This window comes from Mixta hanseatica (assembly GCF_023517775.1).
In the GTDB taxonomy this organism is placed as follows: Bacteria; Pseudomonadota; Gammaproteobacteria; order Enterobacterales; family Enterobacteriaceae; genus Mixta; species Mixta hanseatica.
In genome coordinates, this window is record NZ_CP082904.1 from 134,599 (window position 1) to 157,556 (window position 22,958).

Annotated in this window: 19 protein-coding genes and 1 tRNA gene; 16 read left to right on the plus strand and 4 right to left on the minus strand. The window is 53.8% G+C overall.

Features of this window, described 5'->3' with window-relative positions:
* Nucleotides 1-261: 261 nt before the first annotated feature.
* Nucleotides 262-846, minus strand: a complete 585-nt coding sequence (locus tag K6958_RS00625) for an HD domain-containing protein (protein ID WP_249892875.1) — start codon at nt 844-846, stop codon at nt 262-264.
* 68 nt (nt 847-914) lie between these two features.
* Here K6958_RS00625 and K6958_RS00630 point away from each other — a divergent pair, with 68 nt between their 5' ends.
* From K6958_RS00630 to K6958_RS00685, 12 genes are all read left to right on the plus strand, one after another.
* Complete coding sequence (locus K6958_RS00630; RefSeq protein WP_249892876.1) at nt 915-1,373, plus strand: MarR family winged helix-turn-helix transcriptional regulator; 459 nt, start codon at nt 915-917, stop codon at nt 1,371-1,373.
* Between the two features lie 115 nt (nt 1,374-1,488).
* Nucleotides 1,489-1,917: an organic hydroperoxide resistance protein gene (locus K6958_RS00635; RefSeq protein WP_249892877.1), complete on the plus strand. Its 429-nt coding sequence runs from the start codon at nt 1,489-1,491 to the stop codon at nt 1,915-1,917.
* Nucleotides 1,918-2,206: 289 nt separating this feature from the next.
* Nucleotides 2,207-3,898: a kdo(2)-lipid A phosphoethanolamine 7''-transferase gene (gene eptB / locus K6958_RS00640; protein WP_249892878.1), complete on the plus strand. Its 1,692-nt coding sequence runs from the start codon at nt 2,207-2,209 to the stop codon at nt 3,896-3,898.
* A 107-nt stretch (nt 3,899-4,005) separates the two neighbouring features.
* Nucleotides 4,006-4,082, plus strand: a tRNA-Pro gene (locus tag K6958_RS00645).
* A 219-nt stretch (nt 4,083-4,301) separates the two neighbouring features.
* Nucleotides 4,302-4,964 (plus strand): DUF8812 domain-containing protein, encoded by a 663-nt coding sequence (locus K6958_RS00650; protein WP_249892879.1) that lies wholly within the window; start codon nt 4,302-4,304, stop codon nt 4,962-4,964.
* Between the two features lie 7 nt (nt 4,965-4,971).
* On the plus strand, nt 4,972-5,394 hold the full coding sequence (locus K6958_RS00655) for a lysozyme inhibitor LprI family protein (protein ID WP_249892880.1): 423 nt from the start codon (nt 4,972-4,974) through the stop codon (nt 5,392-5,394).
* A 645-nt stretch (nt 5,395-6,039) separates the two neighbouring features.
* The gene (gene dppA, locus K6958_RS00660; protein ID WP_249892881.1) at nt 6,040-7,650 is read left to right on the plus strand and encodes a dipeptide ABC transporter periplasmic-binding protein DppA; all 1,611 of its coding nucleotides are present in this window, start codon (nt 6,040-6,042) and stop codon (nt 7,648-7,650) included.
* Nucleotides 7,651-7,883: 233 nt separating this feature from the next.
* Nucleotides 7,884-8,903: a dipeptide ABC transporter permease DppB gene (gene dppB / locus K6958_RS00665; RefSeq protein ID WP_249892882.1), complete on the plus strand. Its 1,020-nt coding sequence runs from the start codon at nt 7,884-7,886 to the stop codon at nt 8,901-8,903.
* Nucleotides 8,904-8,912: 9 nt separating this feature from the next.
* Nucleotides 8,913-9,815 carry a dipeptide ABC transporter permease DppC gene (dppC, locus tag K6958_RS00670; protein ID WP_249892883.1) on the plus strand — a complete coding sequence of 301 codons (903 nt, stop codon included), beginning with the start codon at nt 8,913-8,915 and terminating at the stop codon, nt 9,813-9,815.
* A 12-nt stretch (nt 9,816-9,827) separates the two neighbouring features.
* Nucleotides 9,828-10,814, plus strand: a complete 987-nt coding sequence (gene dppD, locus K6958_RS00675) for a dipeptide ABC transporter ATP-binding protein (protein WP_249892884.1) — start codon at nt 9,828-9,830, stop codon at nt 10,812-10,814.
* A complete protein-coding gene (dppF, locus tag K6958_RS00680) occupies nt 10,804-11,808 on the plus strand; it encodes a dipeptide ABC transporter ATP-binding subunit DppF (protein WP_249892885.1) in 1,005 nt (334 codons plus the stop codon). Before dppD ends, dppF begins: the two co-directional genes overlap by 11 nt.
* A gap of 438 nt (nt 11,809-12,246) precedes the next feature.
* Nucleotides 12,247-13,290 carry a methyl-accepting chemotaxis protein gene (locus K6958_RS00685; RefSeq protein WP_249892886.1) on the plus strand — a complete coding sequence of 348 codons (1,044 nt, stop codon included), beginning with the start codon at nt 12,247-12,249 and terminating at the stop codon, nt 13,288-13,290.
* A gap of 145 nt (nt 13,291-13,435) precedes the next feature.
* Here the strand turns inward: K6958_RS00685 and bcsG are convergent, their stop codons facing one another.
* The 3 genes from bcsG to bcsE are packed head-to-tail and all read right to left on the minus strand — an operon-like array spanning nt 13,436 to nt 16,832.
* Entirely contained in the window at nt 13,436-15,097 is a 1,662-nt protein-coding gene (gene bcsG / locus K6958_RS00690; RefSeq protein ID WP_249892887.1) for a cellulose biosynthesis protein BcsG, read from the minus strand.
* Complete coding sequence (gene bcsF / locus K6958_RS00695) at nt 15,097-15,285, minus strand: cellulose biosynthesis protein BcsF (RefSeq protein ID WP_249892888.1); 189 nt, start codon at nt 15,283-15,285, stop codon at nt 15,097-15,099. Before bcsF ends, bcsG begins: the two co-directional genes overlap by 1 nt.
* On the minus strand, nt 15,282-16,832 hold the full coding sequence (gene bcsE / locus K6958_RS00700; protein WP_249892889.1) for a cellulose biosynthesis protein BcsE: 1,551 nt from the start codon (nt 16,830-16,832) through the stop codon (nt 15,282-15,284). Before bcsE ends, bcsF begins: the two co-directional genes overlap by 4 nt.
* 174 nt (nt 16,833-17,006) lie before the next feature.
* Between bcsE and bcsR the strand changes: the two genes are divergently transcribed.
* Genes bcsR through bcsB form a run of 4 tightly spaced genes read left to right on the plus strand, consistent with a single transcriptional unit; the run spans nt 17,007 to nt 22,927 of the window.
* The gene (gene bcsR / locus K6958_RS00705; RefSeq protein ID WP_434085183.1) at nt 17,007-17,210 is read left to right on the plus strand and encodes a cellulose biosynthesis protein BcsR; all 204 of its coding nucleotides are present in this window, start codon (nt 17,007-17,009) and stop codon (nt 17,208-17,210) included.
* Nucleotides 17,198-17,929 (plus strand): cellulose biosynthesis protein BcsQ, encoded by a 732-nt coding sequence (bcsQ, locus tag K6958_RS00710; protein ID WP_249892890.1) that lies wholly within the window; start codon nt 17,198-17,200, stop codon nt 17,927-17,929. The genes bcsR and bcsQ overlap by 13 nt, the downstream gene beginning before the upstream one ends.
* The gene (gene bcsA, locus K6958_RS00715) at nt 17,926-20,532 is read left to right on the plus strand and encodes a UDP-forming cellulose synthase catalytic subunit (protein ID WP_249892891.1); all 2,607 of its coding nucleotides are present in this window, start codon (nt 17,926-17,928) and stop codon (nt 20,530-20,532) included. The genes bcsQ and bcsA overlap by 4 nt, the downstream gene beginning before the upstream one ends.
* A gap of 19 nt (nt 20,533-20,551) precedes the next feature.
* Nucleotides 20,552-22,927, plus strand: coding sequence for a cellulose biosynthesis cyclic di-GMP-binding regulatory protein BcsB (bcsB, locus tag K6958_RS00720; RefSeq protein ID WP_249892892.1), 2,376 nt, complete (start codon nt 20,552-20,554; stop codon nt 22,925-22,927).
* Nucleotides 22,928-22,958: the final 31 nt, after the last annotated feature.

A 22,958-nucleotide genomic window follows, 5' to 3' on the forward strand; every position in this document is an offset into this window, starting at 1 on the left:
AGAGGTAAGTAGAGAAGAGCGATAACATATATAAACAAGCGTGCTTTATCTGCCACTTGGTATCTAAAGGAAAAATTGAGAGTACGCGCAGTAAAAACGCCATTTTTTAAGTGAGGATAAAAAGGTGAAAGGTTTGTCGTAAGGATGTTATAGCCGAGTTTCGCTATTTATTACTGGCATGAGCGGCAGGCGTGATTATAAGATTTTCCTTAACTGTCAGCGGTGAAGATAACGAAGCGGCGGCCTGCGCCGCCGCCGCGTTTACAGCGCGTATTTTGCTGCCTGTTTCTCAAACCAGGCTTCCGGCACGTTATAAGGCCGTTGACGCAGCTGGATGATGCCCTGCGCGATAGTCATTTGCGCCTGTTGCCAGAGCGTGGGATCGCCCTGCTGGAGTAAGCCGATCTGCACCTGTTTTTCCACCAGATAGATGCGGGCGAAGTGCGGATCGTACTGCACAATGGCGCGCGTATTATCAATAATATCCGCCAGTTTTATGGTCTGGGCATCCGGCGCGGCGGCGGCGGTATGGCGAAAATGCGCCACTTTACGGGCCACTCGGTTTTTCGCCTGCGGCTGCTTTTTATCGGTTAGCATGTCGACCAGTTCGGCAATCTGAGGGCCAAACTGCCGCGCAATATCCTCAAGCGTGGTGCCGGTATCTTCCACCGTGTCATGCAGCCAGGCGGCGGCCAGCATATTTTCATTATCCGTCACGCTGCGTACCAGCTCTACCACCGCCGCAGGATGCACAATATAAGGCTCATCGGTATATTTGCGGCGCTGTCCGGCAGCGGCATGGACCTCGGTGGCATAGCGTCTGGCCTGTTCTTCCAGTGATTGCATCGTTACCTCCCCTGGTTTGATTTAAATATCGCTTGCAATTATGTAGCGTACTATTTATATTGTCACGCATGAGTACACATCAAGATGACAAAAAAGCTTCGGGTGCGCCACTGTCGCTGGATAGCCAGCTCTGTTTTGCGCTTTATTCCGCCAATTTGGCGATGCACAAGCTTTACCGGCAGCTGCTGACGCAGCTCGATATTACTTATCCACAATATTTGGTGATGCTGGTGTTGTGGGAACGGGATGATGTGACGGTTTCAGATATTGGCGAACGCCTGTTTCTGGATTCCGCCACGCTGACACCGCTGCTAAAACGGCTGGAGGCGGCAGGATTAGTTCTGCGTCAGCGTTCGCGCCAGGATGAGCGGCAGGTGGTGGTCACGCTAACCGAGGAGGGACGAGCGCTGCGGGAAAAAGCGTTAAGCATTCCTGAAGCGGTGGTTTGTGCTGCGGATTGCGATCTCTCTACGCTCCAGAGTATGAAAGCTCAGCTTGATCGGTTGCGTGATAGTCTTATCCGTTAAATGTTTACTCTTCAGCCACTGACAACGGTGGCTGAAGCGACTAAGATTTTTAATTCTGCGCTTATTAAGTAGTTCGCTATTTAATAGCGAATAAATCATCTGAAAGGGGTTATGTATGTCATTAGAAAAAGTCATCTATCGGGCAAAAGCAAAGGCAACGGGTGGGCGTGACGGCCGCGCTACCTCTTCTGACGGCGTGCTGGATGTAAAACTGGGCGTACCTAAAGAGATGGGCGGTGCCGGCGGCGAAGCGACTAACCCAGAGCAGCTGTTTGCGGCAGGTTACTCCGCCTGTTTCCTCGGGGCGATGAAGTTCGTAGCCGCGCGCGATAAAATCGCGATGCCAAAAGAGGCCTTTATCGAAGGCGAAGTCGGCATTGGTCCATTGCCGACCGGTTTCGGTATTGAAGCCACGCTGAATATTCATCTGCCGGATATGGATCAGGCAGAAGCGCAGAAGCTGGTAGACGCGGCGCATATCGTTTGCCCTTATTCTAACGCTACCCGCAATAACATTGACGTAACCCTGAATATCATCAACTAGTTACCACTTTGCGAACGCGCCTGTTTGCGCGTTCGCTCTTTTATTATCCCGTTTATTACTTTCACTAACGGTGCGCTTTCTCGTTACGATGGCGAAATTTCGCTGATCCTGTCGACTAATTGTGGTTAACTGGCAGCGCTTCACCGGAAAAGGTTCCTTTTTCCGCTCAGAATCCTCTTGTTCATCACACAGAATGAATATTGCGGTTACCGGTAAGAACTCTGGCGCAACGAAGCGGTCTGAAGAAGGCTCGTAAAGTTACTGTTACGCCGGGAATATAGAAGGTCGAATGAATTATATAAAATCACTCACGCAGCAAAAACTCTCTCTTTTGCTGTCACTTTACATTGGCATCTTGCTGAATCTCCCCATATTTTATCGTCGGTTTGATCCTTTTCTCAGCAAATCTACCTTTTCTGACTGGCTGTCGGCTGCGGCTGAAGTCATTGCTATCGTCCTGCTGACTTTCTTCCTGATGCGCTTGTTGTCGCTGGGCGGGAAACTGTTTTACCGCATTCTGGCCACCATGCTGGTGCTGATTTCGGTAGCCGCCGGCTACTATATGGCTTTCTTTAACGTGGTGATTGGCTACGGCATCGTCGCGTCGGTGATGACCACCGATACCGACCTCTCTAAAGAGGTAGTCGGCTACCAGTTTATTCTATGGATGGTGCTGGTCAGCGCGTTGCCGCTGTTGATGATCTGGCGTAACCGACTAAGCCAGACCTTGATTGAGCAACTGAAAACGCCGGGTCAGCGGCTCAAACCCGTCGTGATTATGCTGCTGGCGGTGGCGCTGGTCTGGCTGCCGATTCGCTATTTCGACAAGCTGCAAAAAGCCAACGAAGAGATAACCAATATCGATTTGCCCAGCTATGGCGGCGTAGTGGCGCACTCCTATTTACCTTCTAACTGGTTATCGGCGCTGGGGCTGTTTGCCTGGACGCGTATCGATGAAACCGTGGATGGGCAAGAGCTGTTCGATCCGGCGAAAAAGTTTACTTACGTCGCCCCGCCGGGCATCGATGATACCTATGTGGTGTTTGTGATTGGCGAGACTACCCGCTGGGATCATATGGGACTGCTGGGCTATGAGCGCGATACCACACCTAAGCTCTCTCATGAAAAAAATCTGGTGGCTTTTCGCGGTGAGTCCTGCGATACCGCGACCAAGCTCTCGCTGCGCTGTATGTTTGTACGTGAAGGCGGCACCATGGATAACCCTGGCCGCACGCTGAAAGAAGAGAATATCTTCGCCGTATTGAAATCGCTGGGCTTCAGCTCAGAACTGTTCGCCATGCAAAGCGAGGTGTGGTTCTACGATAATACCCATGCTGATAATTTCGCGTTCCGTGAGCAGATTGGCTCAGAGCCGCGTAACCAGGGCAAGGCGGTAGACGATATGCTGCTGATTCCGGAACTGAAGGCTTCTCTCGATCGGCATCCGAACGGCAAGCATCTGGTGGTGCTGCATACCAAAGGTTCGCACTATCTCTATTCCCAGCGCTATCCGCGTAGCTATGCGCGCTATACGCCGGAGTGTATGGGGGTAGATGATGAATGCAGCAAAGCCCAGCTGATTAACGCGTTTGATAACTCCGTGCTTTATACCGACACGGTGTTGGACAGCGTGTATGACCAGCTGCGCGATAAGAAAGCGATAGTGTTTTACGCGTCCGATCACGGCGAATCGATCAGCGACAATATGCACCTGCACGGCACTCCGCGTGAAATGGCGCCGCCGGAGCAGTTCCGCGTACCGATGATCGTTTGGGCATCCGATAAATATCTGGCGGACGCGCATAACAAGCAGGCCTTTGAACGTTTGCAGGCGCAGCAGCGCATCGGCAAAACGCATCGCCACGTTGAGTTCTTCGATACCATTCTTGGCTGCCTGGGGTATACCTCGCCGGATGGCGGTATCAAGGCGGTTAACAACTGGTGTCAGGCGCCTGCGACTGGCGCGGCTGGCAAAAGTTAACGCGCAGGGCGCATCCCACCTGAGTGAATGCTTTTCATACAGTTAGTGCCCACTGGATGAAAAAGTCATTGACGCCCGACGGCGACCTCAGTAAGATGCGCCCCCATCGGCGAGTAGCGCAGCCTGGTAGCGCAACACGTTCGGGACGTGTGGGTCGGAGGTTCAAATCCTCTCTCGCCGACCAAATTCCCAGCCCCAGTCAGCAATGACTGGGGTTTTTGCGTTTCAGGGCAGTGTTCTTTATAAGACCTGGCTCAAAACCACTGCTTTTTCTCTCCCGTCACGTTTCTGATTGATTCTCTCTGCGATAACGCCTTTTTGCCTTATGGAAAAGGATTTCAATGAGCAGAAAATATCATGATCCGATGGTGCTGCATCCCGATCGCCTGTTTCCCTTTACTTTATGGATGCATTAAAAGCGATGTCGCCCGATAACCAGCCGCATCATGCAGGCAGTTTGCTGCGGGTGAGTCAGGGCCAGTTTACCTTTGATAATGAAGGGCTGGACTACAGCACCGCGACGGTCCCTTTCCGGGCGACGCCAACTCTCTGGTTTTCACGTGTGCTGCATTGGCATGGAGGAAATTCCGGCGTCACGTTAGGACGGGGGTTTGATATGAAACTGCGTAGCACAGGGGAAATCCACAGTATGTTGCGACAGGCTGGTCTGGAAGAGCATAAGGCGGTGATCTGTTCCCGCGCTGCGGGCCTGAGCGGCAGGGCGGCGCAGCAGTTTGTCACGGTGTTTGGCCCCATGGTTGGCGAGATTACTCATCAGCAGCAGATTCAACTGTTTGAAATGGCGTGGCATACAAAAATCCATTATGCCCGTGGGGTTTATCTCAGGCATTCAGCAGACATCGCGCAGCGCTTACCCTGGGAACAGATAGATGGGAAAATCAAAGACATTTTTATCGATACCCTTTATCAAGGGAATAGAAATGCTGGAATTATGGCTAAAATCATTGCTCAGGGAAGTAATCGAGAAAAAATAATTCAACATCTTAAAGATAATTATTATCAAATGAACGCAAGAAACCGGGCCAGAGTAGAATATCTAAAATGAAAAAATTATGCTTTTTAATTTGCCAGGTTTTTTTATATCCAGTGCTTACTGTTCAAGTATGTTAGATGGCAACGCGTTAAAACCCTGCTTTCGACTGCATGAAGAAAGCCTTGAATGCATTATAGAGATAACGGAAAAATCAGATGAGGTTTTAAACCAGGTTTACAATCAAAAACTTCAGGAAATAAAATCAGCAGATGAAATACGCTGGTGGTTGGGCAGCAGAGAACAAAAATTGCGGATGGCGGATAACTTTGTCAACAGTCAGCGGCTATGGCTGGAGTATAGAAAGAGTTATTGTTTTACAATTGCTGCTCCTGAAGAAAATACGCATGCTTATGATGAGGCGCAGGCGCGCTGCCAGATTAATATGAATCAGCGTCGAATCGATGAAATTAACATGCTTTATCACCCGGAACTGGATAACTGATAGTTGTATGCCATTCTCCCGGCTATTACCTAAAGTTATGACACGCGCTCAGGCCATAACTTCATCTTTTGCCCTTCAGGCGCTGCTGGTGCCAGAAAAGCGGCATTAATCCCGTTTTTATCCTTTCGCTCACCGCCACCTCTGACTTGCGGGCTTAATTCGCCTCACGCATAACTTATGACCGAATGTTGCATATTGACGTTTTCTTATACCGAAACCGCAGCATTTTTAGCTGGCTCTTTGCCTGAACAGCTTGCTAATCGTTCAGTTATGCAGCGTTCAACGATAAATTTTAATCGTTTTTTTGCGGTTAAAACTGCTGCTATGCGCGTTTTATACCCGATGTTTATAGGGGTAAATGAGATAGCGATGAATTTTTCAACTGGTTTTGTTATCGGATGGTTTTTTTTATGTTTGCTTGCTGTTTCTCACACTCTGTGTAAATACCTCATATCTGTATTGACGTTCTTTCATTCTGTTGACAAATTGATGTTTCATCGGAGTAAGGGAAGCAGATTCTTCTGATAGATTTTGCGCTGTCAGAACCACCCGCCACCACTTATCTCCCAAGCCCGCACCGGCTGCACAAAAAAAATACAGGCTGGGCATACGCGCACAACACACATCACATATTGGAGCATAAGCATGAGTATTTCCTTGGCTAAATCAGGGGTGCTAAAGGTCGGCCTGAGCCTGATGGCGATGACCGTTGCCGTTAGCGTTCAGGCAAAGACTCTGGTTTATTGTTCAGAAGGATCGCCAGAAGGTTTTAACCCACAGCTTTTTACTTCCGGCACCACCTATGACGCCAGCTCTCGCCAGGTTTATAACCGTCTGGTGGAGTTCACTATCGGCACAACCGAACTGCATCCGGCGCTGGCTGAAAAATGGGACGTCAGCGAAGATGGCAAAATCTATACTTTCCACCTGCGCAAGGGCGTGAAGTGGCACACCACCAAAGATTTCAAACCCACTCGCGACTTTAACGCGGATGACGTGGTATTCACCTTTGAGCGTCAGCTCGATAAAAACAACAAATACCATGGCGTCTCCGGCGGCAACTACGAATATTTCGAAGGCATGGATATGCCCAACCTGATCAGCAAAGTTGAAAAGGTGGATGACTATACCGTGCGCTTTACGCTGACCCGTCAGGAAGCGCCATTCCTGGCTGACTTAGGCATGGATTTCGCCTCTATTCTCTCTGCGGAATATGCCGACAAAATGATGCAGACGGGCACGCCGGAAAAAGTTGACCTCAATCCGGTCGGCACCGGCCCGTTCCAGCTGCTGCAATATCAAAAAGATTCACGCATTCTGTATAAAGCCAACGCTGAATACTGGGGCACCAAGCCGAAAGTGGATCGTTTAGTGTTCTCTATCACGCCGGATGCCTCGGTGCGCTACGCCAAAATGCAAAAAGGCGAGTGTCAGGTAATGCCTTATCCGAACCCGGCAGATATCGCCCGCATGAAGCAAGACAAAAATATCAACCTGATGGAGCAGCCAGGTCTGAATGTCGGCTATCTCTCGTATAACGTCGAGAAAAAACCGCTGGATAACCTGAAAGTGCGTCAGGCACTGACCATGGCGGTGAACAAAAAGGCGATTATCGACGCCGTTTATCAGGGGGCTGGTCAGTCGGCGAAAAACCTGATCCCACCGACCATGTGGGGCTATAACGATGCGGTGCAGGATTATCCCTACGATCCGGCGAAAGCCAAAGAGCTGTTGAAAGAAGCGGGCATGGCCGATGGCTTCGCAATTGACCTGTGGGCGATGCCGGTACAGCGTCCTTATAACCCGAACGCGCGCCGTATGGCGGAGATGATCCAGTCTGACTGGGCGAAAATCGGCGTGAAAGCCAAAATCGTGACCTATGAGTGGGGCGAATACCTGAAGCGCGCCAAAGATGGCGAGCACCAGACGGTGATGATGGGCTGGACTGGCGACAACGGGGATCCGGATAACTTCTTCGCCACGCTGTTCAGCTGTGCGGCGGCTAAAGATGGCTCTAACTACTCGCGCTGGTGCGATAAGTCGTTTGAAGATTTGATTCAGCCGGCTCGTGCTACCGACGATCATGAAAAACGCATTCAGCTTTACAAGCAGGCTCAGGTAGTGATGCACGATCAGGCGCCAGCGCTGATTATTGCTCACTCCACGGTCTATGAGCCGGTAAGTAAAAAAGTGTCTAACTACGTGGTGGACCCACTGGGCGGTCACTACTTCGTTAACGTCGATATCGCTGAATAATCTACCGGGCCAGCAACGTCTGGCCTGATAAATCACGTCGCTGCCGCTGCCTGTGCATTTACAGATAGCGGCAGCGACGGCGATGTCTGTGGGTTGAAGCGTTTTCATCCCCTTTCCCGGACGAAAAAAATGGCTAAGGCGCAATCTTTTGCGTCGCGGCTGGCTTCACGCCAGCGCAGGATGTGAGCAAAAACCCGCCCTGAGTGGTGGGATAAAAATAGAGAAACCGGATTATGCTGCAGTTCATATTCCGACGTTTGGGTCTGGTGATCCCAACGTTTATCGGTATTACCTTGTTAACGTTCGCCTTTGTTCATCTGATCCCCGGCGATCCAGTGCTGATCATGGCAGGCGAGCGCGGGATCTCCCCCGAACGTCACGCACAGCTTATGGCCCAGCTGGGGCTGGATCAGCCGCTGTGGAAACAATATATCACCTACATTAACGGCGTACTGCACGGCGACCTGGGCATCTCTTTGAAAAGCCGCACGCCGGTATGGGATGAATTCGTGCCGCGCTTTAAGGCCACGCTGGAATTGGGCATTTGCGCCATGCTGTTTGCTGTCGCGGTGGGGATCCCGGTTGGCGTGCTGGCAGCGGTAAAACGCGGCTCGATTTTCGACCATACCGCCGTGGGCATCTCGCTGACCGGCTACTCAATGCCAATTTTCTGGTGGGGCATCATGCTGATCATGCTGGTTTCGGTACAGCTCGATCTGACGCCGGTATCGGGACGATTAGGCGATGCGGTGTTTCTGGATGATACCCAGCCGCTGACCGGCTTTGTTCTGCTCGATACGTTGATTTGGGGCGAACCGGGCGATTTTCATGATGCGGTGATGCATATGATCCTACCCGCTATTGTGCTGGGCACCATTCCGCTGGCAGTAATAGTGCGCATGACCCGTTCTTCGATGCTGGAAGTACTGGGCGAAGACTACATCCGCACCGCGCGTGCCAAAGGGCTAACGCGGACGCGGGTCATTGTCGTTCATGCGCTGCGCAACGCGATGCTGCCGGTGGTCACCGTTATCGGGTTGCAAATCGGCACGCTGCTGGCTGGCGCCATCCTTACCGAAACCATTTTCTCCTGGCCTGGCCTGGGACGCTGGTTGATCGAGGCCTTACAGCGCCGCGATTACCCGGTGGTGCAGGGCGGCGTACTGATGGTCGCCACGCTGATCATCCTGGTTAACCTGCTGGTTGATCTGCTTTATGGCGTGGTAAATCCACGCATTCGACACAAAAAATAAGGGGGCGCTATGTCTGTTATTAATCCGGGCGGCGTAAGCGCTGCACCCAAGCCGATGACCCCGTTTCAGGAGTTCTGGCACTACTTTAAACGCAACAAGGGCGCCGTGATCGGCCTGGTCTATATCGTTGTTATGGTCACGCTGGCGATTTTTGCCGGGCTGCTGGCGCCGCATGGCCCGGCGGAGCAGTTCCGCGATGCGCTGCTGCGTCCGCCGGTATGGCAGGATGGCGGCAGTTGGCAATATATTCTCGGCACCGATGACGTGGGCCGCGATGTACTGTCGCGTTTGATGTACGGCGCACGGCTATCGCTGCTGGTTGGCTGTCTGGTAGTGCTGTTGTCGTTAATCCTTGGGGTAATTCTTGGTCTGTTGGCTGGCTATGTGGGCGGCGCACTGGACGCCACCATCATGCGTCTGGTCGATATTATGCTGGCGTTGCCCAGCCTGCTGTTGGCGCTGGTATTGGTGGCTATTTTCGGTCCATCGATTGTTAATGCTTCGCTGGCGCTGACCTTTGTTGCGCTGCCGCACTATATACGTCTGACCCGCGCGGCGGTGCTGGTGGAGGTCAACCGCGATTACGTGACCGCTTCCCGCGTGGCGGGAGCCGGCGCGATTCGCCAGATGTTTGTCAACATTCTGCCAAACTGCCTGGCTCCGCTAATTGTGCAGGCGTCGCTGGGCTTCTCCAACGCGATTCTGGACATGGCCGCGCTGGGCTTTCTCGGTATGGGTGCGCAGCCGCCGACGCCGGAGTGGGGCACTATGCTCTCCGACGTTCTGCAGTATGCGCAAAGTGCCTGGTGGGTCGTTACCTTTCCTGGACTGGTGATCCTGCTGACGGTACTGGCATTTAACCTGATGGGCGATGGCTTGCGTGATGCGCTCGACCCGAAACTCAAGCAGTAAAGAGGCACCGAGATGGCGTTATTAAATATAGAAAAACTGTCGGTGCATTTCGGCGAAGAGAAAGCACCGTTCCGTGCGGTTGACCGCATCAGTTATCAGGTAGAACAAGGGCAGGTCGTCGGCATTGTGGGCGAATCCGGCTCGGGTAAATCGGTCAGTTCGCTGGCAATTATGGGACTGATTGATTATCCCGGCCGCGTGATGGCGGACAAGCTGGAATTCAATCAGCGCGATCTGCAGCATATCTCTGAAAAAGAGCGCCGTCAGCTGGTTGGTTCGGAAGTGGCCATGATTTTCCAGGACCCGATGACCAGCCTGAACCCGTGCTATACGGTTGGCTATCAGATTATGGAAGCGATCAAGGTTCACCAGGGTGGCAACCGTCGCACCCGGCGACAACGCGCTATCGATCTGTTAAACCAGGTCGGAATTCCCGATCCTGAATCGCGACTGGATGTCTATCCGCATCAGCTGTCCGGCGGGATGAGTCAGCGCGTGATGATCGCAATGGCTATCGCCTGTCGTCCGCGTCTGCTGATTGCCGATGAGCCGACGACCGCGCTCGACGTGACTATTCAGGCGCAGATTATCGAGCTGCTGCTTGAGCTGCAAAAACAGGAGAACATGGCGCTGATCCTGATTACACACGATCTGGCGCTGGTGGCGGAAGCCGCGCAGCACATTATCGTAATGTATGCCGGACAGGTAGTGGAAACGGGTAAGGCGAGCGATATTTTCAAAGCGCCGCGCCATCCCTATACCCAGGCGCTGCTGCGCGCGCTGCCGGAATTTGCGGCAGATAAAGCGCGTCTGGCCTCGCTGCCGGGCGTGGTGCCGGGGAAATACGATCGCCCCAGCGGCTGCCTGCTGAATCCGCGCTGCCCTTATGCCACCGACCATTGCCGTGTGGAAGAACCTGAACTTCGTGATATTCCGGGGCGTCAGTCCAAGTGTCACTATCCGCTGGATGATGCCGGGAGACCAACCTATGCGTCCTGAAACTCAAGAACAGCAATATCTGCTGCAGGCTATTGACCTGAAAAAGCACTATCCGGTGAAGAAGGGATTATTCGGCGAGCCACGGCTGGTGAAAGCGCTGGACGGCGTCTCCTTTAACCTGGAGCGCGGGAAAACGCTGGCGGTGGTGGGTGAGTCGGGCTGTGGTAAATCTACCCTTGGCCGCCTGCTAACAATGATTGAAACGCCGACCGAAGGTCAGCTGTTCTGGCACGGTCAGGATCTGCTGAAGCACGATCCGCAGGCACAGAAGCTGCGTCGGCAGAAAATCCAGATCGTGTTCCAAAACCCGTACGGCTCACTCAATCCGCGTAAAAAAGTCAGCCAGATTCTGGAAGAGCCGCTGATGATCAACACCTCGCTCAGCAAAGCGGAGCGTCGGGAAAAAACGCTGGAGATGATGGCGAAGGTCGGCCTGAAGACCGAGCATTACGATCGCTATCCGCATATGTTTTCCGGCGGCCAGCGTCAGCGTATCGCCATTGCGCGCGGCCTGATGCTGGATCCCGATGTGCTGATCGCCGACGAACCGGTCTCGGCGCTGGATGTCTCGGTGCGCGCTCAGGTGCTGAACCTGATGATGGATTTGCAGCAGGATATGGGGCTCTCCTACGTCTTTATCTCGCATGATTTGTCGGTGGTGGAGCATATTGCCGATGAAGTGATGGTGATGTATCTGGGTCGCTGCGTGGAGAAGGGATCGAAAGAGGCGATATTCGCTAATCCGCGCCATCCGTATACGCAGGCGCTACTTTCCGCTACGCCGCGTCTGAATCCGGATGACCGCCGCGAGCGTATTAAGCTGACCGGCGAGCTGCCCAGCCCGCTCAGCCCGCCGCCCGGCTGCGCCTTTAACGCGCGCTGCCGTCGTCGCTTCGGCACCTGCGTTCAGCTACAGCCGCAGTTAAAGCAGTACGGCGATCAGCAAATTGCCTGTTTCGCTGTCGATCAGGATGAGCAGCAGAAGGTAAGTTAAGCCTTAGGCGGAGCGGGCAAGCTGGTATCCGTTCCGCCGCAGCTTTATGACGTGGCCTGAGCTCTACATGCATCTTTAAGCCTGGCAATAGACGATTACCGGGCTTTTTTAGCGATAACATGCTGTGAGATTATACGGAGGCTCAATATTGCGACGATTTATTTATATTACATCGCGCATGGTGCTTCTTTTATTCTTATTATAATTTGATATTCTAATGTTAATATTTATTTCGCTAACCATTACAAGAAACCTCTCAAAATAACTTCTTTATTTTTAATGACGCTTCTATACAAAACAAAAAATATACTTGCTTACCCAGCGTATCATAGTGATGAAAACGTTATTGTTGCCGGACTTAAGCTTTCATAAAAGCTCAAGGGGCTCGGTGTATAAACGTAATGTCTAAAAATTAATGGATGAATAAGCAGGTTTAACATGGAATATGCTTCGGGGTTATTTAGAACAAGGAAGAAATCGGTAGGCGAGAATGAAGTGGTGTTGCAAGAAATTATAGCAACACATCAAAATTCGCTTTATGAGCGCATCATTTGTCAGAACCTCCTTTCAGGTATCAACAACGTTGAAATTATTCGCAACTCGTTGCTTACCTCCAGCGAGCAACTGAAAAAAGAACAGCAAATCATTGAAAAACTCAATGAAAAAAACCTGTCTGCTCGAAACTGCATTTTTGCGCTGCTTGAAAAAATGAACGAGTTTGAAAAGCACGCTGAAAATGGCAATGAGGTCAGTCGGGTACTACAGGCGTCGGTAGAAGACATCAGAGAGTGCGTAAGCGATATTAACCGGCTGGCCAATCAAACCGATCTGTTAGCAATTAATTCAGCGATAGAGGCAGCCAGGGTCGGTTCCATGGGACGTGGCTTTACCGTGCTTTCAAAGGAAGTGAAATGCCTTGCGGAAGAGGTAAAAAATCAGTCTGCTAAGATAGAAAAAATCACTAACAATATTAAAATATCAGCCGATGAGGCCTCAGACAACTGCACCGCAGTTATTAAGGCTCACGCGGTTGTTAAAAAAGATGTTAATGAAGCTTGCGAAGCATTAGAAGAGGTGATTAAACGCTCATCACGCATGCAATCCGTTATCCGTTTTATTTCCCAACAGCAATTTCTAAATACGGTCAAACTCGATCATATTGTCTGGAAGCAGCAGGTTTACTCTTTATTGTTCCATAAGGATAAAAAAGGAAAGGTGAATACCCATCATGAGTGTCGCCTGGGAAAATGGTATTACGAAGGGGAAGGCCACGCGCTGTTTGCCGGAAACGAGAAGTTTCGTCAGCTTGAGCGGCCTCACGCCGACGTGCATAACAATGGACGCGCGGCGCTGACGGCCTATCGCCAGGAAGATATTAAAGCGCTGGCCGGCTTTCTGGAAAAAATGGAAGACGCCAGCTCTCAGGTTATTTTAATTATCGATTTCCTGATCGATAACATTACGCCAGACCATATTGTCTGAGCCTGGCGGCCAATAAAAAAGTCCGTATCCTTTACCCTGCTCTGACGGCTTATCAGCCAGCCAGAGAGGCACAACGATACGGACTTGTTACGTCCCGACGTTAAAGCATGGCGGATGCCGATGCTACGCGTCCGCCAAAGCGCATTTATTGCGGATAAGGCACCCAGTCGCCGCCATTCAGGCGAATCCACGGCTTGCCCTGATACATCATCACTACCGCGTTATCATTTTCTGACACCACCGGCGTCTGCGGCAGGTTTTCCGCCAGCACCGACATATTTACATTCGGCGCGTTAAATACTTGCCCGTCCACCACGCGGGAGACCAATTCAGAAATGGCCTGCAGGCTGGTCGGCGTATCCACGGTTAACGGCTGACCCTGATGCGGTGCTTTCATGCCGACAAAACGAATCCCTACCGGAACATGAGTAATGCTCGGGCTGGGAATATCACGCAGGCCAGACATTTGCATCTTATCGCCTACCACGGCGGCGCCATGCTCCGGCACCACCATTACCAGTACCTGACGCCCCGATTTCTCCAGGTTGGTCAGGAAAGCATCCAGCTGATCGAATAATACCTGCGCGCGCGGCTTGTAAGGCGCGGTGCGGGTACTGCCAAGCTCGCGCGTGCCGTCATGCAGTGGAATCAGATTGTAGAAGGTGGCGGTGCGCGCCTCGTTGCTCTTTGTCCGATCGTCCAGCCAGCGCTGCATCAGCTGCGCATCGTTATAGACCGGCGAGCCGTCAAAAGAGGTCAGCTCCGCCGCTATGCCGGCCTGCGACATCAACGGCGCCTGCAGATCGCCATCTTCACGCAGCTCTTTCAGGTAATTACCAAATACGCCGCTATGGTCCATCATTAGCTGTTCTTTAAAGCCCAGCTTCGCCAGATTATCAAACAGATAGCACTGCTGTTCGGCGGGCTTATAGAGGTCGCTATGGGAGGTCTGGCCGCAGCTGGCGCGCAGCAGGCGAATACCGGCCGGGCCGCTGTAGCCGGTTGCCGAGTTATAGTTGCTGAGCAAAATATCAAAATGCTTCCACAGCGGATGGTCACGCAGCTGAACCGCATCAATATCTGACCAGGCGAGCGAGCAGATATTGATAATCAGCACGTCGAACGGCTGTGAGTCAGGTGATAGCGTCGCCGGGAACTGCGTAACGCGCTGCTTTTCCGTCTGATAAAAGCGGTTGAGATAAGCTGTCAGATTGACGCTGGTCGGCGGCGCGCTTTCATCCAGCGCGTTTTTATCCGCCGCGGCATTATTGGCCGGCGTGTTGTTATTCAGCACGACTTCCGGCGTAGCGGATTTGGTCGGTAGCAGCGAAACCGACGGCCCGGCGAGATTGATCACGTTTATCCAGATCAGCAGCAACGAGACCAACACCGTGATACGCACCCACTGCGAGATAAACAGATACAGCACCAGCATGACAAAAGCGGCGCCGACCATCTGCCAGTTAATAAACCGGTTAACTAAATCAAGCAGGTAAGCGCCGGAGAAGCCCGCCAGCTGCCCGCCCTGACTCATAATGCTTTCCGGGCCGGGCAGCCAGGTATCATGCCAAAACAGCGCAAAGCCGATCGGCAGAGAGATCCAGCTGCGCAGGCGATGCAGCCGCAGCGAGGGTAGCGGAAACAGCAGCCAGGCAAGAAACACCAGGTTCGCCAGCGCATGAAAATTAAGATAGCCGAACCACAGCAGCGCGAACTTAATCAGAAAATAGAAATTCCAGCCGCCGAGCCCGCGCCAGCTACGCCAGAAAGCGGCCGAGTCAGGCCGCGCCTTTTTACCATCTGTCATTATTTATCTTTATCCGTTTTGTTGGACCGGCGTTGCCAGGTACCTTCATATTTTAACGAGCGTGGCGGCAACAGCCGTTGCGTAACGCCGCGCCAGCGGGCAGGAAGCCAACGGGTATAGAGCGGTTTCGTCAGCAGGGCGAGCAGAACCAGCAGAATTAAAATCTGCACGCCATCAATCAATGTCATTTGCGCGCTGTCCCCTGTTGAGTAAGGCTGAGCACCACCGGCTGCGGCATCTGACGCTCGGCGGGTTGCGGCGGCATTACATCTGGTTGTGCAATGTTGATTGCTGGCGGCATATCTTTCCACGCCTCCGGCACCAGCGCTTTCATCTGTCTGATTTCCGACAGGATCTGTAAATCCTCAAACCAGACCAGACGGTTGGAAAACAGTTCATCGTGCGGCAGACGGAAAATAAATTTCAGCGCAGTATCAAGATCGTTATAGCGGCATGAGGAGAGAAACAGGTAAAGCCGATCGCCGCGCACCGTGACCAGATCGCCATAACGACGCGGTTTACATAAGGTAAGCGCCTGCTCTGGTTTGATTTCCGGCACCGGGCGCAACGCCACCAGCAGCCCTTTGCCATTTTCCGGCAGCAGCGTATTGCTAACCAGCTGCGTCACCGCCTGGCAAAAGTTATCCAGCGGCAGAAAGCCTTTCTCTTGCAACGGCTGCAGCGACTGTAACAGCGCATCCAAATTGGCAGGGACATGGCGGTTATAGCGCTGTCCCTGAACGCTTTCCAGTATGGTCAAAAAGCGCGACATCGGCGCGCCAAAGGGCACAATAGCATTAACGCCACAGGCTAACAGCAGGCGCTCATCGCTGTAGCGCAGGCTGGTCTGCATTTCACGCACCATAATCTTCAGTCCGGCCCCGCGCATACGGCGCAGGCTGTGAACATGCTGAGCCAGCGCGCGGATCTCTTCATTATGATTCAGGCAGAAAATCACCGTAGCGGAATCAGCCTGCTGCGCACGTGAAGCAACCATCTCATTACTGTCGAATAGTTGCCAGTGGCTGGAAAGCGGCGGCGCGCCCTCCAGAACATGGCGTTCCGCAATGCAGACCGCTTCATCATTCAGCGTCAGCGGCGTGTTCTGATCAACTTCACGTAGAGCGGCAAAGCCTGCGTCACGGGCGGTTAAGCGTAGCGCCCGATCTGCCATCAGGCGTTGATCGTGACACCACCAGCTAACACGATAATTCCAGCTGTCCTGCTGATATTCCAGGTGCGCGAGACCGTTTAATTGCCGGAAAGTACCCAGTAAGATCTGACGTAAATTATTTACACCGGAACCGGAAGTAATAATTAACAGGCAGCAATTACACGCTGATAAAGTACGGTTAATTTTTTTTATCCAGACGGTTAATTCCGCAGGTGATAGTTTTTCTATGAACGGAAAATTATTGAAGAATAATATCAACTGCGGCTTCGCTGAAAGCGTGCGGGCTAAATCTTCTGGCAAATCCAGCAGCGCCCGACGTTTTTCCGGCAAGGAATAAAAAGGAATACGCTCTGGCCCATGAGGCAATGCGGGTTCCAGTAACGATTGCGGCCTTTCACCGGCGCTAATCAACGTCAGCGCCTGCTGTGCGTCAATAACCTGACGCGCCAGCCTGCGGGCATCCTCAGGCCGGTTAACGGTAAGCCAGTAGCAGCCCGGCGGCTGCATTTCAATTAATTTATTTTGAACCTGCTCAATGCCGAGCGTAAAAGAGAGTGCCATAGAAGTTTCGCAAATTGGTTCAACCGAAGCTATTTTATTATAGACAGTGATTTATTTCGCCTGGATAATTTAAACAAATATAATAAAACGCCAGGCCCCAGGCTTAGCCTGTCTCCTTACTGTCGGTAAGGAAAAACGAATGCTATTCAATGTCTTTTTTTAATGGCAAGGTAAATGAAACAACCGCAAGAAATTTCTGCTATGCCGGATAATACCGGGCTGCATGATGACATTAGTACGCTTGGCGAAGCCTTTTCTTTTTCTGCTTTTCGCTATGTCGATATTGCACGTGAAGAACGTTTGGCGGCTATTCTGGCGCGCTGGCCGTTACTGAATGAGCTATCCGCAGAACAAAAGGAAAAAGCATGCCGGTCTTAGCGCTACAGGGCGTGCGGGGAGGGGCGGGCACCACTTCCGTGACGGCGGCGCTGGCCTGGGCTTTACAGCAGCTGGGCGAGCCGACGATAGTGATGGACTGGTCGCCCAGCAATCAGCTGCGCCAGCATTTTAATACGCCGCAGAGCGAGGCTCGCGGCTGGATGCGCGCCATGCTGGACGGCGGCGATGCGCAGCATGTGGCGTTACGCTACCCGGACGGCCCCGATTTTATTCCGTTTGGCCAGCTAACCAGCGCCGAGCGCACCCGTTTTTATGCCGATCCGGCGACGTTCGCTGAGGCCTGGCTGCCTTATCTCGCCGCGCTAAAAACCCACTACCGTTGGGTTTTACTCGATTTACCAGGCGGCGAACAGCCGTGGCTGCAGTCGGTGTACGCGCAGACCGATCGGCTGATTCAGCTGCTGGTGGCTGATGCTAACTGCCATCTGCGGCTGCATCAGCCCGTTGCCGACCTACAGCCGCTCTATCTGCTTAACCTGTTTAACGCCAACAGCAAAGTACAGCAGGATCTGCATCAGTTATGGATTAGCACGCTGCGCAATCTTATTCCGCTGATGATCCATCGTGATGAGGCGCTGTTTGAAGCGCTGCTGAACAAGCAGCCGCTGGGTGAGTATCGGCCGCTGGCGCTGGCCAGTGAAGAGATCATTACGCTGGCGAACTGGCTAATCATGCATATCCGCGAGGAGGGCGTATGAATCCGCTACGCTGGATCATCGCGGCACCCGCCTGGCAGGCGCTAAGCGCCCGCTACGACGGCTATCTCCAGGCTGGCACCTCACGGTTGGCGGCCGGTATTCACTGCTTCTGGCTGGTGCTGGGCTGGGCGCTGCTGCGTTTTGAAACCGCAGGCTGGCAGCGGATTATTGCCCAACGCCGGACGCTCTGGCCGCATATTTCGCCGGAGCGCCCGCGTCCGCTGGATATCATCCGCTTTTTCTCACAGAGCCTGTGGCTGCTGCTCTTTCTGCCACAGGATGGTAACGCCGTAAGCCAACGCAAAAGGCTGAACGCCTTTCGCCACCTGTTCAGCTGGCGTCAACGCTTTCATCTGTGGCTGGATAGCCTGCCGCAGCGTATTCAGCATGGCGATCGACTGGAGCAGCGGGTCAGCCGCATGCCGCCGGTGCTGCGCAAAGGGGTATTTATTCTCTGCAGCGTCGCCGCCGCGCTGCTGGCGCTGCTCTGTATCTCTCAGCCGCTTGATCTTTTCACCCAGTTTATCTTTGTTTTAATGCTGTGGGGGCTGGCGATGATTGTACGGCGCGTGCCGGGACGTCTGGCCACCATGATGCTGATTGTCCTGTCGCTGACCGTCTCCTGCCGCTATCTCTGGTGGCGTTATACCTCCACGTTAAACTGGGACGACCCGCTCAGCCTGACGTTCGGCCTGCTGTTGATCGGCGCGGAAACCTACGCCTGGGTGGTGCTGGTGCTGGGCTATTTCCAGACATTGTGGCCGCTGCATCGCCAGCCGGTCTCGCTGCCGGAGGATACTCGTTTGTGGCCCTCGGTTGACCTGCTGGTGCCGACTTATAACGAGCCGATGAGCGTGGTAAAACCCACTATTTACGCGGCGCTGGGCATCGACTGGCCAAAGGATAAGCTCAATATCTATATTCTTGATGACGGTAACCGCCAGGAGTTTCGGGATTTCGCGGCCAGCGTCGGCGTCAGATATGTGGCGCGTCCCACCCATGAGCATGCCAAAGCGGGCAATATCAATAACGCGCTGCGCACCGAATGTCAGAGCGAGTTTGTCACGATTTTTGACTGTGACCATGTGCCGACGCGCTCTTTCCTGCAGATGACACTGGGCTGGTTTATCAAAGATAAAAAGCTGGCGATGCTGCAAACGCCGCACCACTTCTTCTCGCCCGATCCGTTTGAGCGCAACCTTGGCCGCTTCCGCCGAACGCCGAATGAGGGCACGCTATTTTATGGCCTGGTGCAGGACGGCAACGATACCTGGGACGCCACCTTTTTCTGCGGCTCCTGTGCGGTGCTGCGCCGCAGCGCGCTGGATGAAATCGGCGGCATCGCGGTAGAAACCGTGACGGAAGATGCGCATACCTCGTTGCGTCTGCATCGACGCGGCCATACTTCCGCCTATATCCGCATCCCGCAGGCGGCCGGTCTGGCGACCGAAAGCCTCTCTGCGCATATTGGCCAGCGTATTCGCTGGGCACGCGGCATGGTGCAAATTTTCCGTCTCGATAACCCGTTGATGGGGCGCGGCCTGAAGCTGGTGCAGCGGCTATGCTACGCCAACGCCATGCTGCACTTTCTGTCCGGCATTCCGCGCCTGATCTTTCTGCTGGCGCCGCTCGCGTTCCTGCTGGCCCACGCCTATATCATTTTCGCGCCGGCGCTGGCGATCGCCATTTACGTACTGCCGCATATGCTGCATACCAGCCTGACCAACTCGCGTATTCAGGGCCGCTACCGCCACTCTTTCTGGAGTGAGGTCTATGAAACCGTGCTGGCCTGGTATATCGCCCGGCCTACCACCGTGGCGTTGTTTAATCCGCATAAGGGCAAGTTTAACGTAACGGCGAAGGGCGGCCTGGTAGAGGAACAGCATCTCGACTGGGTGATCACCAAGCCTTATATGGCGCTGGTACTACTTAACCTGGCAGGCGTGGTTATGGCGGGCTGGCGTATCGCTTATGGCCCGCAGAATGAAGTGCTGACGGTATTGGTAAGCCTGCTGTGGGTATTCTACAACATGATCATTCTTGGCGGCGCGGTGGCCGTTTCGGTTGAGGCGCGTCAGATCCGTGAAGCGCACCGCGTGGAGATGGCGATGCCCGCCGCGATTGCCCGTAAAGATGGTCATATGCTGCCCTGTACCCTGCGTGATTATTCAGACGGGGGCGTGGGCGTTGAGCTGCGCGAAGCGGATGCGCTTAAAGATGGCGAAGAGATCCATTTGCTGCTGCGCCGCGGCCAGCAGGAGTTCAGCTTTCCGGCAAAAGTGCAGCGCGTATTTGGTCGCCGGGCCGGTATCCGCCTCAATAACCTTTCTACCGCCGAGCATATTGAATTTATTCAGTGTACCTTCGCCCGCGCCGATACCTGGGCGCTGTGGCAGGACGGCTTCCCGGAAGATAAGCCGATCCAGAGCCTGACTGACATTATGATCCTCGGCTTTAAGGGCTACATTCGCCTGGCTGAGTATGGGCCGGCGCGGGTACGCCGGCTGTTCCTGACGCTGACCGCTTTCCTTTCCTGGCTGGCGTCGTTTTTTCCCAAAGGCGTAGGAAGCGCAACGGCAGGCGCTGCCGGTGTAAAACAATGACTCAACTGATGATGCGACAATGACGAGAAAAATAAGCTGGTTTACCGCAATGCTGATGGGGCTGTTACCGTTAGCGCATGCCGCACCCGAACCTAACTCTGCCGGTCAGGCGATGGGGATTGCCCAGCCGGCTCAGGCTGCCGGCGCTGCTGCGCCGGTTGATACATCGGCTCAGGCACAGGCTGTTGATAGTCCGTCCATGGGCGCTCAACCTGTCGCCACGGTTAATGCCTCGCCAGGCGCCGCTGCGCCGCTGCGTAATAGTGAGTTAGTATTCACTAATGTTGCGCCGCCGCCGGGTAGCTTTAAGCTCCAGGGTACCCGCCCGGATGGGCAAATCGAGTTTGGCGTACGCAGCGATGAGCTGGTCACGCAGGCGGTGCTGCATCTCACTTATCGTCCATCACCGGCGCTGCTGCCGACGCTATCCCATTTTAAGGTCTACCTGAATGAGGAGCTGGTCGGCCTGGTCACCATCACGCCAGAGCAACTGGGCAAAGAGAATCAGGCGACGGTAAATATCGATCCGCGTTTTATCAGCGATTTTAACCGCGTGCGCTTCGAGCTGGTTGGTCATTACACCAACACCTGTGAAAACCCCGCTAACAGCGCCATTTGGCTGGATATCGGTAAAGAAAGTCGACTTGATTTAACGCTGCAAAAACTGCCGCTGAAAAACGACCTGTCCGATTTCCCGGAACCCTTCTTCGACAGCCGCGATAATCGTCCGCTACAGCTGCCGATGATCTTCGCCAGCGCGCCAAACCTCGGTGAACAACACGCGGCGGCGCTACTCGCGTCCTGGTTTGGCGTACAGGCGCAGTGGCGCGGCCAGTCATTTCCGGTGCTCTATAATCAGCTGCCGCAGCAGCAGCACGCGGTGGTGTTCGCCACCAACGATCGACGTCCTGACTTCCTGAAAGATTATCCAGCGGTGGAAAAACCCACCGTAGAGATCATCAGCCAGCCTGATAATCCCTATCAGAAGATGCTGCTGGTGCTGGGGCGCAATGATGAAGATCTGCTGACGGCGGTCAAAGGCATTGCCCAGGGCGATGTCCTGCTGCGCGGCCAGTCCGCTACCGTTGAGCAGGTGAAACAGCTGGCGGCACGTCAGCCTTATGATGCGCCAAACTGGGTGCGTACCGATCGCCCGACTAAATTCTCCGAGCTACAGCAGTATGAAAACCAGCTGCAGGCGGGCGGTGTTCAGCCTTCTCCGATTAGCCTGACGCTCAACCTGCCGCCGGATCTGTTCCTGGTGCGCGCGCGCGGCATCAAAATGGATCTGACCTATCGCTACACCTCACCGCAGCAAAATGACGGTTCACGGCTGGCGGTTAACCTGAATAACCAGTTTATGCAGGATTATCCACTACAGGTAAAGGACGATAACGGTAAGCAGCTGTTGCATATTCCGCTGATTCAGGGATTACAGGATACCGGCGCCTCACTGACTATTCCGGCGCTGCGTCTTGGCGTGGTTAATCAGCTGCGCTTCGATTTTGATTACCCCATCACCGTGATCGGCGGCAGCAGCGATGAGCGCTGCGCAACCATATCGCCGGTGGCGCATCACGTAGTAGTGGACGGCAATTCCACCATCGATCTCTCCGGCTACCGTCACTATATCGAAATGCCTTCGCTGCGCGCCTTCGCCAATGCCGGTTTCCCGTTCAGCCGCATGGCCGATCTGGCGCAGACGCTGGTGCTGGTCAACCCTAAACCCCAGGCCGATCAGGTTAGCGCGCTGCTGAACGCGATAGGCAATATCGGGGCGCAAACCGGCTTTCCGGCGCTTAACGTGCAGATCAGCGACGACTGGTCAAAAGCCAGGTCGGCTGATGCGGATCTGTTGATGATCGGTACTGTTCCGCCTGATTTACGCGAAGATAGCCGCATTAATCTGCTGGTGGAACGCGCGAAAAGCTGGGTGGATAAGCCGGTGCGTCAGTCGGTACTGGATAATGTCGATACGCCAGCTGGCGATCGCACGGCCGGCAGCCGCACCACCATTATCTCCGATGGGCCGATGGCGGCGATTATCGGCTTCCAGTCGCCGTTTAATGCGCAGCGCAGCGTGGTCGCGCTGTTGGCGGACAGCCCGCGCGCTTATCAGCTATTAAATAATGCTCTGCTCGACAGCGGTAAACGCGCCGCGATCTATGGCTCCGCATCGATTATCCGTGAGTCCGGCGTTAACAGCCTGCGCGTGGGCGATCGCTACTTTGTCGGTCATCTGCCGTGGTGGGAGCGTCTGTGGCATGCGTTGGCGTCCCATCCGGTACTGATGGCGCTGTTTGCCGTGGTGGTGGTGCTGTTGGTGGCCCTGATGGTATGGCGGCTGATGCGGTTGGTAACGCGTCGCCGTCTTGGTAATGAGGATGACGAGTGATCGCCTTGATACTACGTGGCGCGCTGCTGGC

What these genes read in the sequence shown, in the direction of transcription:
- bcsB (WP_249892892.1), top strand. Translation starts at nt 20,552, where the DNA reads ATGACGAGAAAAATAAGCTGGTTTACCGCAATGCTGATGGGGCTGTTA.
- eptB (WP_249892878.1), top strand. Translation starts at nt 2,207, where the DNA reads ATGAATTATATAAAATCACTCACGCAGCAAAAACTCTCTCTTTTGCTG.
- dppC (WP_249892883.1), top strand. Translation starts at nt 8,913, where the DNA reads ATGTCTGTTATTAATCCGGGCGGCGTAAGCGCTGCACCCAAGCCGATG.
- dppB (WP_249892882.1), top strand. Translation starts at nt 7,884, where the DNA reads ATGCTGCAGTTCATATTCCGACGTTTGGGTCTGGTGATCCCAACGTTT.
- K6958_RS00625 (WP_249892875.1), bottom strand. Translation starts at nt 846, where the DNA reads ATGCAATCACTGGAAGAACAGGCCAGACGCTATGCCACCGAGGTCCAT.
- dppD (WP_249892884.1), top strand. Translation starts at nt 9,828, where the DNA reads ATGGCGTTATTAAATATAGAAAAACTGTCGGTGCATTTCGGCGAAGAG.
- bcsQ (WP_249892890.1), top strand. Translation starts at nt 17,198, where the DNA reads ATGCCGGTCTTAGCGCTACAGGGCGTGCGGGGAGGGGCGGGCACCACT.
- K6958_RS00685 (WP_249892886.1), top strand. Translation starts at nt 12,247, where the DNA reads ATGGAATATGCTTCGGGGTTATTTAGAACAAGGAAGAAATCGGTAGGC.
- K6958_RS00655 (WP_249892880.1), top strand. Translation starts at nt 4,972, where the DNA reads ATGCTTTTTAATTTGCCAGGTTTTTTTATATCCAGTGCTTACTGTTCA.
- bcsG (WP_249892887.1), bottom strand. Translation starts at nt 15,097, where the DNA reads ATGACAGATGGTAAAAAGGCGCGGCCTGACTCGGCCGCTTTCTGGCGT.
- bcsR (WP_434085183.1), top strand. Translation starts at nt 17,007, where the DNA reads ATGAAACAACCGCAAGAAATTTCTGCTATGCCGGATAATACCGGGCTG.
- bcsF (WP_249892888.1), bottom strand. Translation starts at nt 15,285, where the DNA reads ATGACATTGATTGATGGCGTGCAGATTTTAATTCTGCTGGTTCTGCTC.
- dppA (WP_249892881.1), top strand. Translation starts at nt 6,040, where the DNA reads ATGAGTATTTCCTTGGCTAAATCAGGGGTGCTAAAGGTCGGCCTGAGC.
- bcsA (WP_249892891.1), top strand. Translation starts at nt 17,926, where the DNA reads ATGAATCCGCTACGCTGGATCATCGCGGCACCCGCCTGGCAGGCGCTA.
- bcsE (WP_249892889.1), bottom strand. Translation starts at nt 16,832, where the DNA reads ATGGCACTCTCTTTTACGCTCGGCATTGAGCAGGTTCAAAATAAATTA.
- dppF (WP_249892885.1), top strand. Translation starts at nt 10,804, where the DNA reads ATGCGTCCTGAAACTCAAGAACAGCAATATCTGCTGCAGGCTATTGAC.
- K6958_RS00635 (WP_249892877.1), top strand. Translation starts at nt 1,489, where the DNA reads ATGTCATTAGAAAAAGTCATCTATCGGGCAAAAGCAAAGGCAACGGGT.
- K6958_RS00650 (WP_249892879.1), top strand. Translation starts at nt 4,302, where the DNA reads ATGGATGCATTAAAAGCGATGTCGCCCGATAACCAGCCGCATCATGCA.
- K6958_RS00630 (WP_249892876.1), top strand. Translation starts at nt 915, where the DNA reads ATGAGTACACATCAAGATGACAAAAAAGCTTCGGGTGCGCCACTGTCG.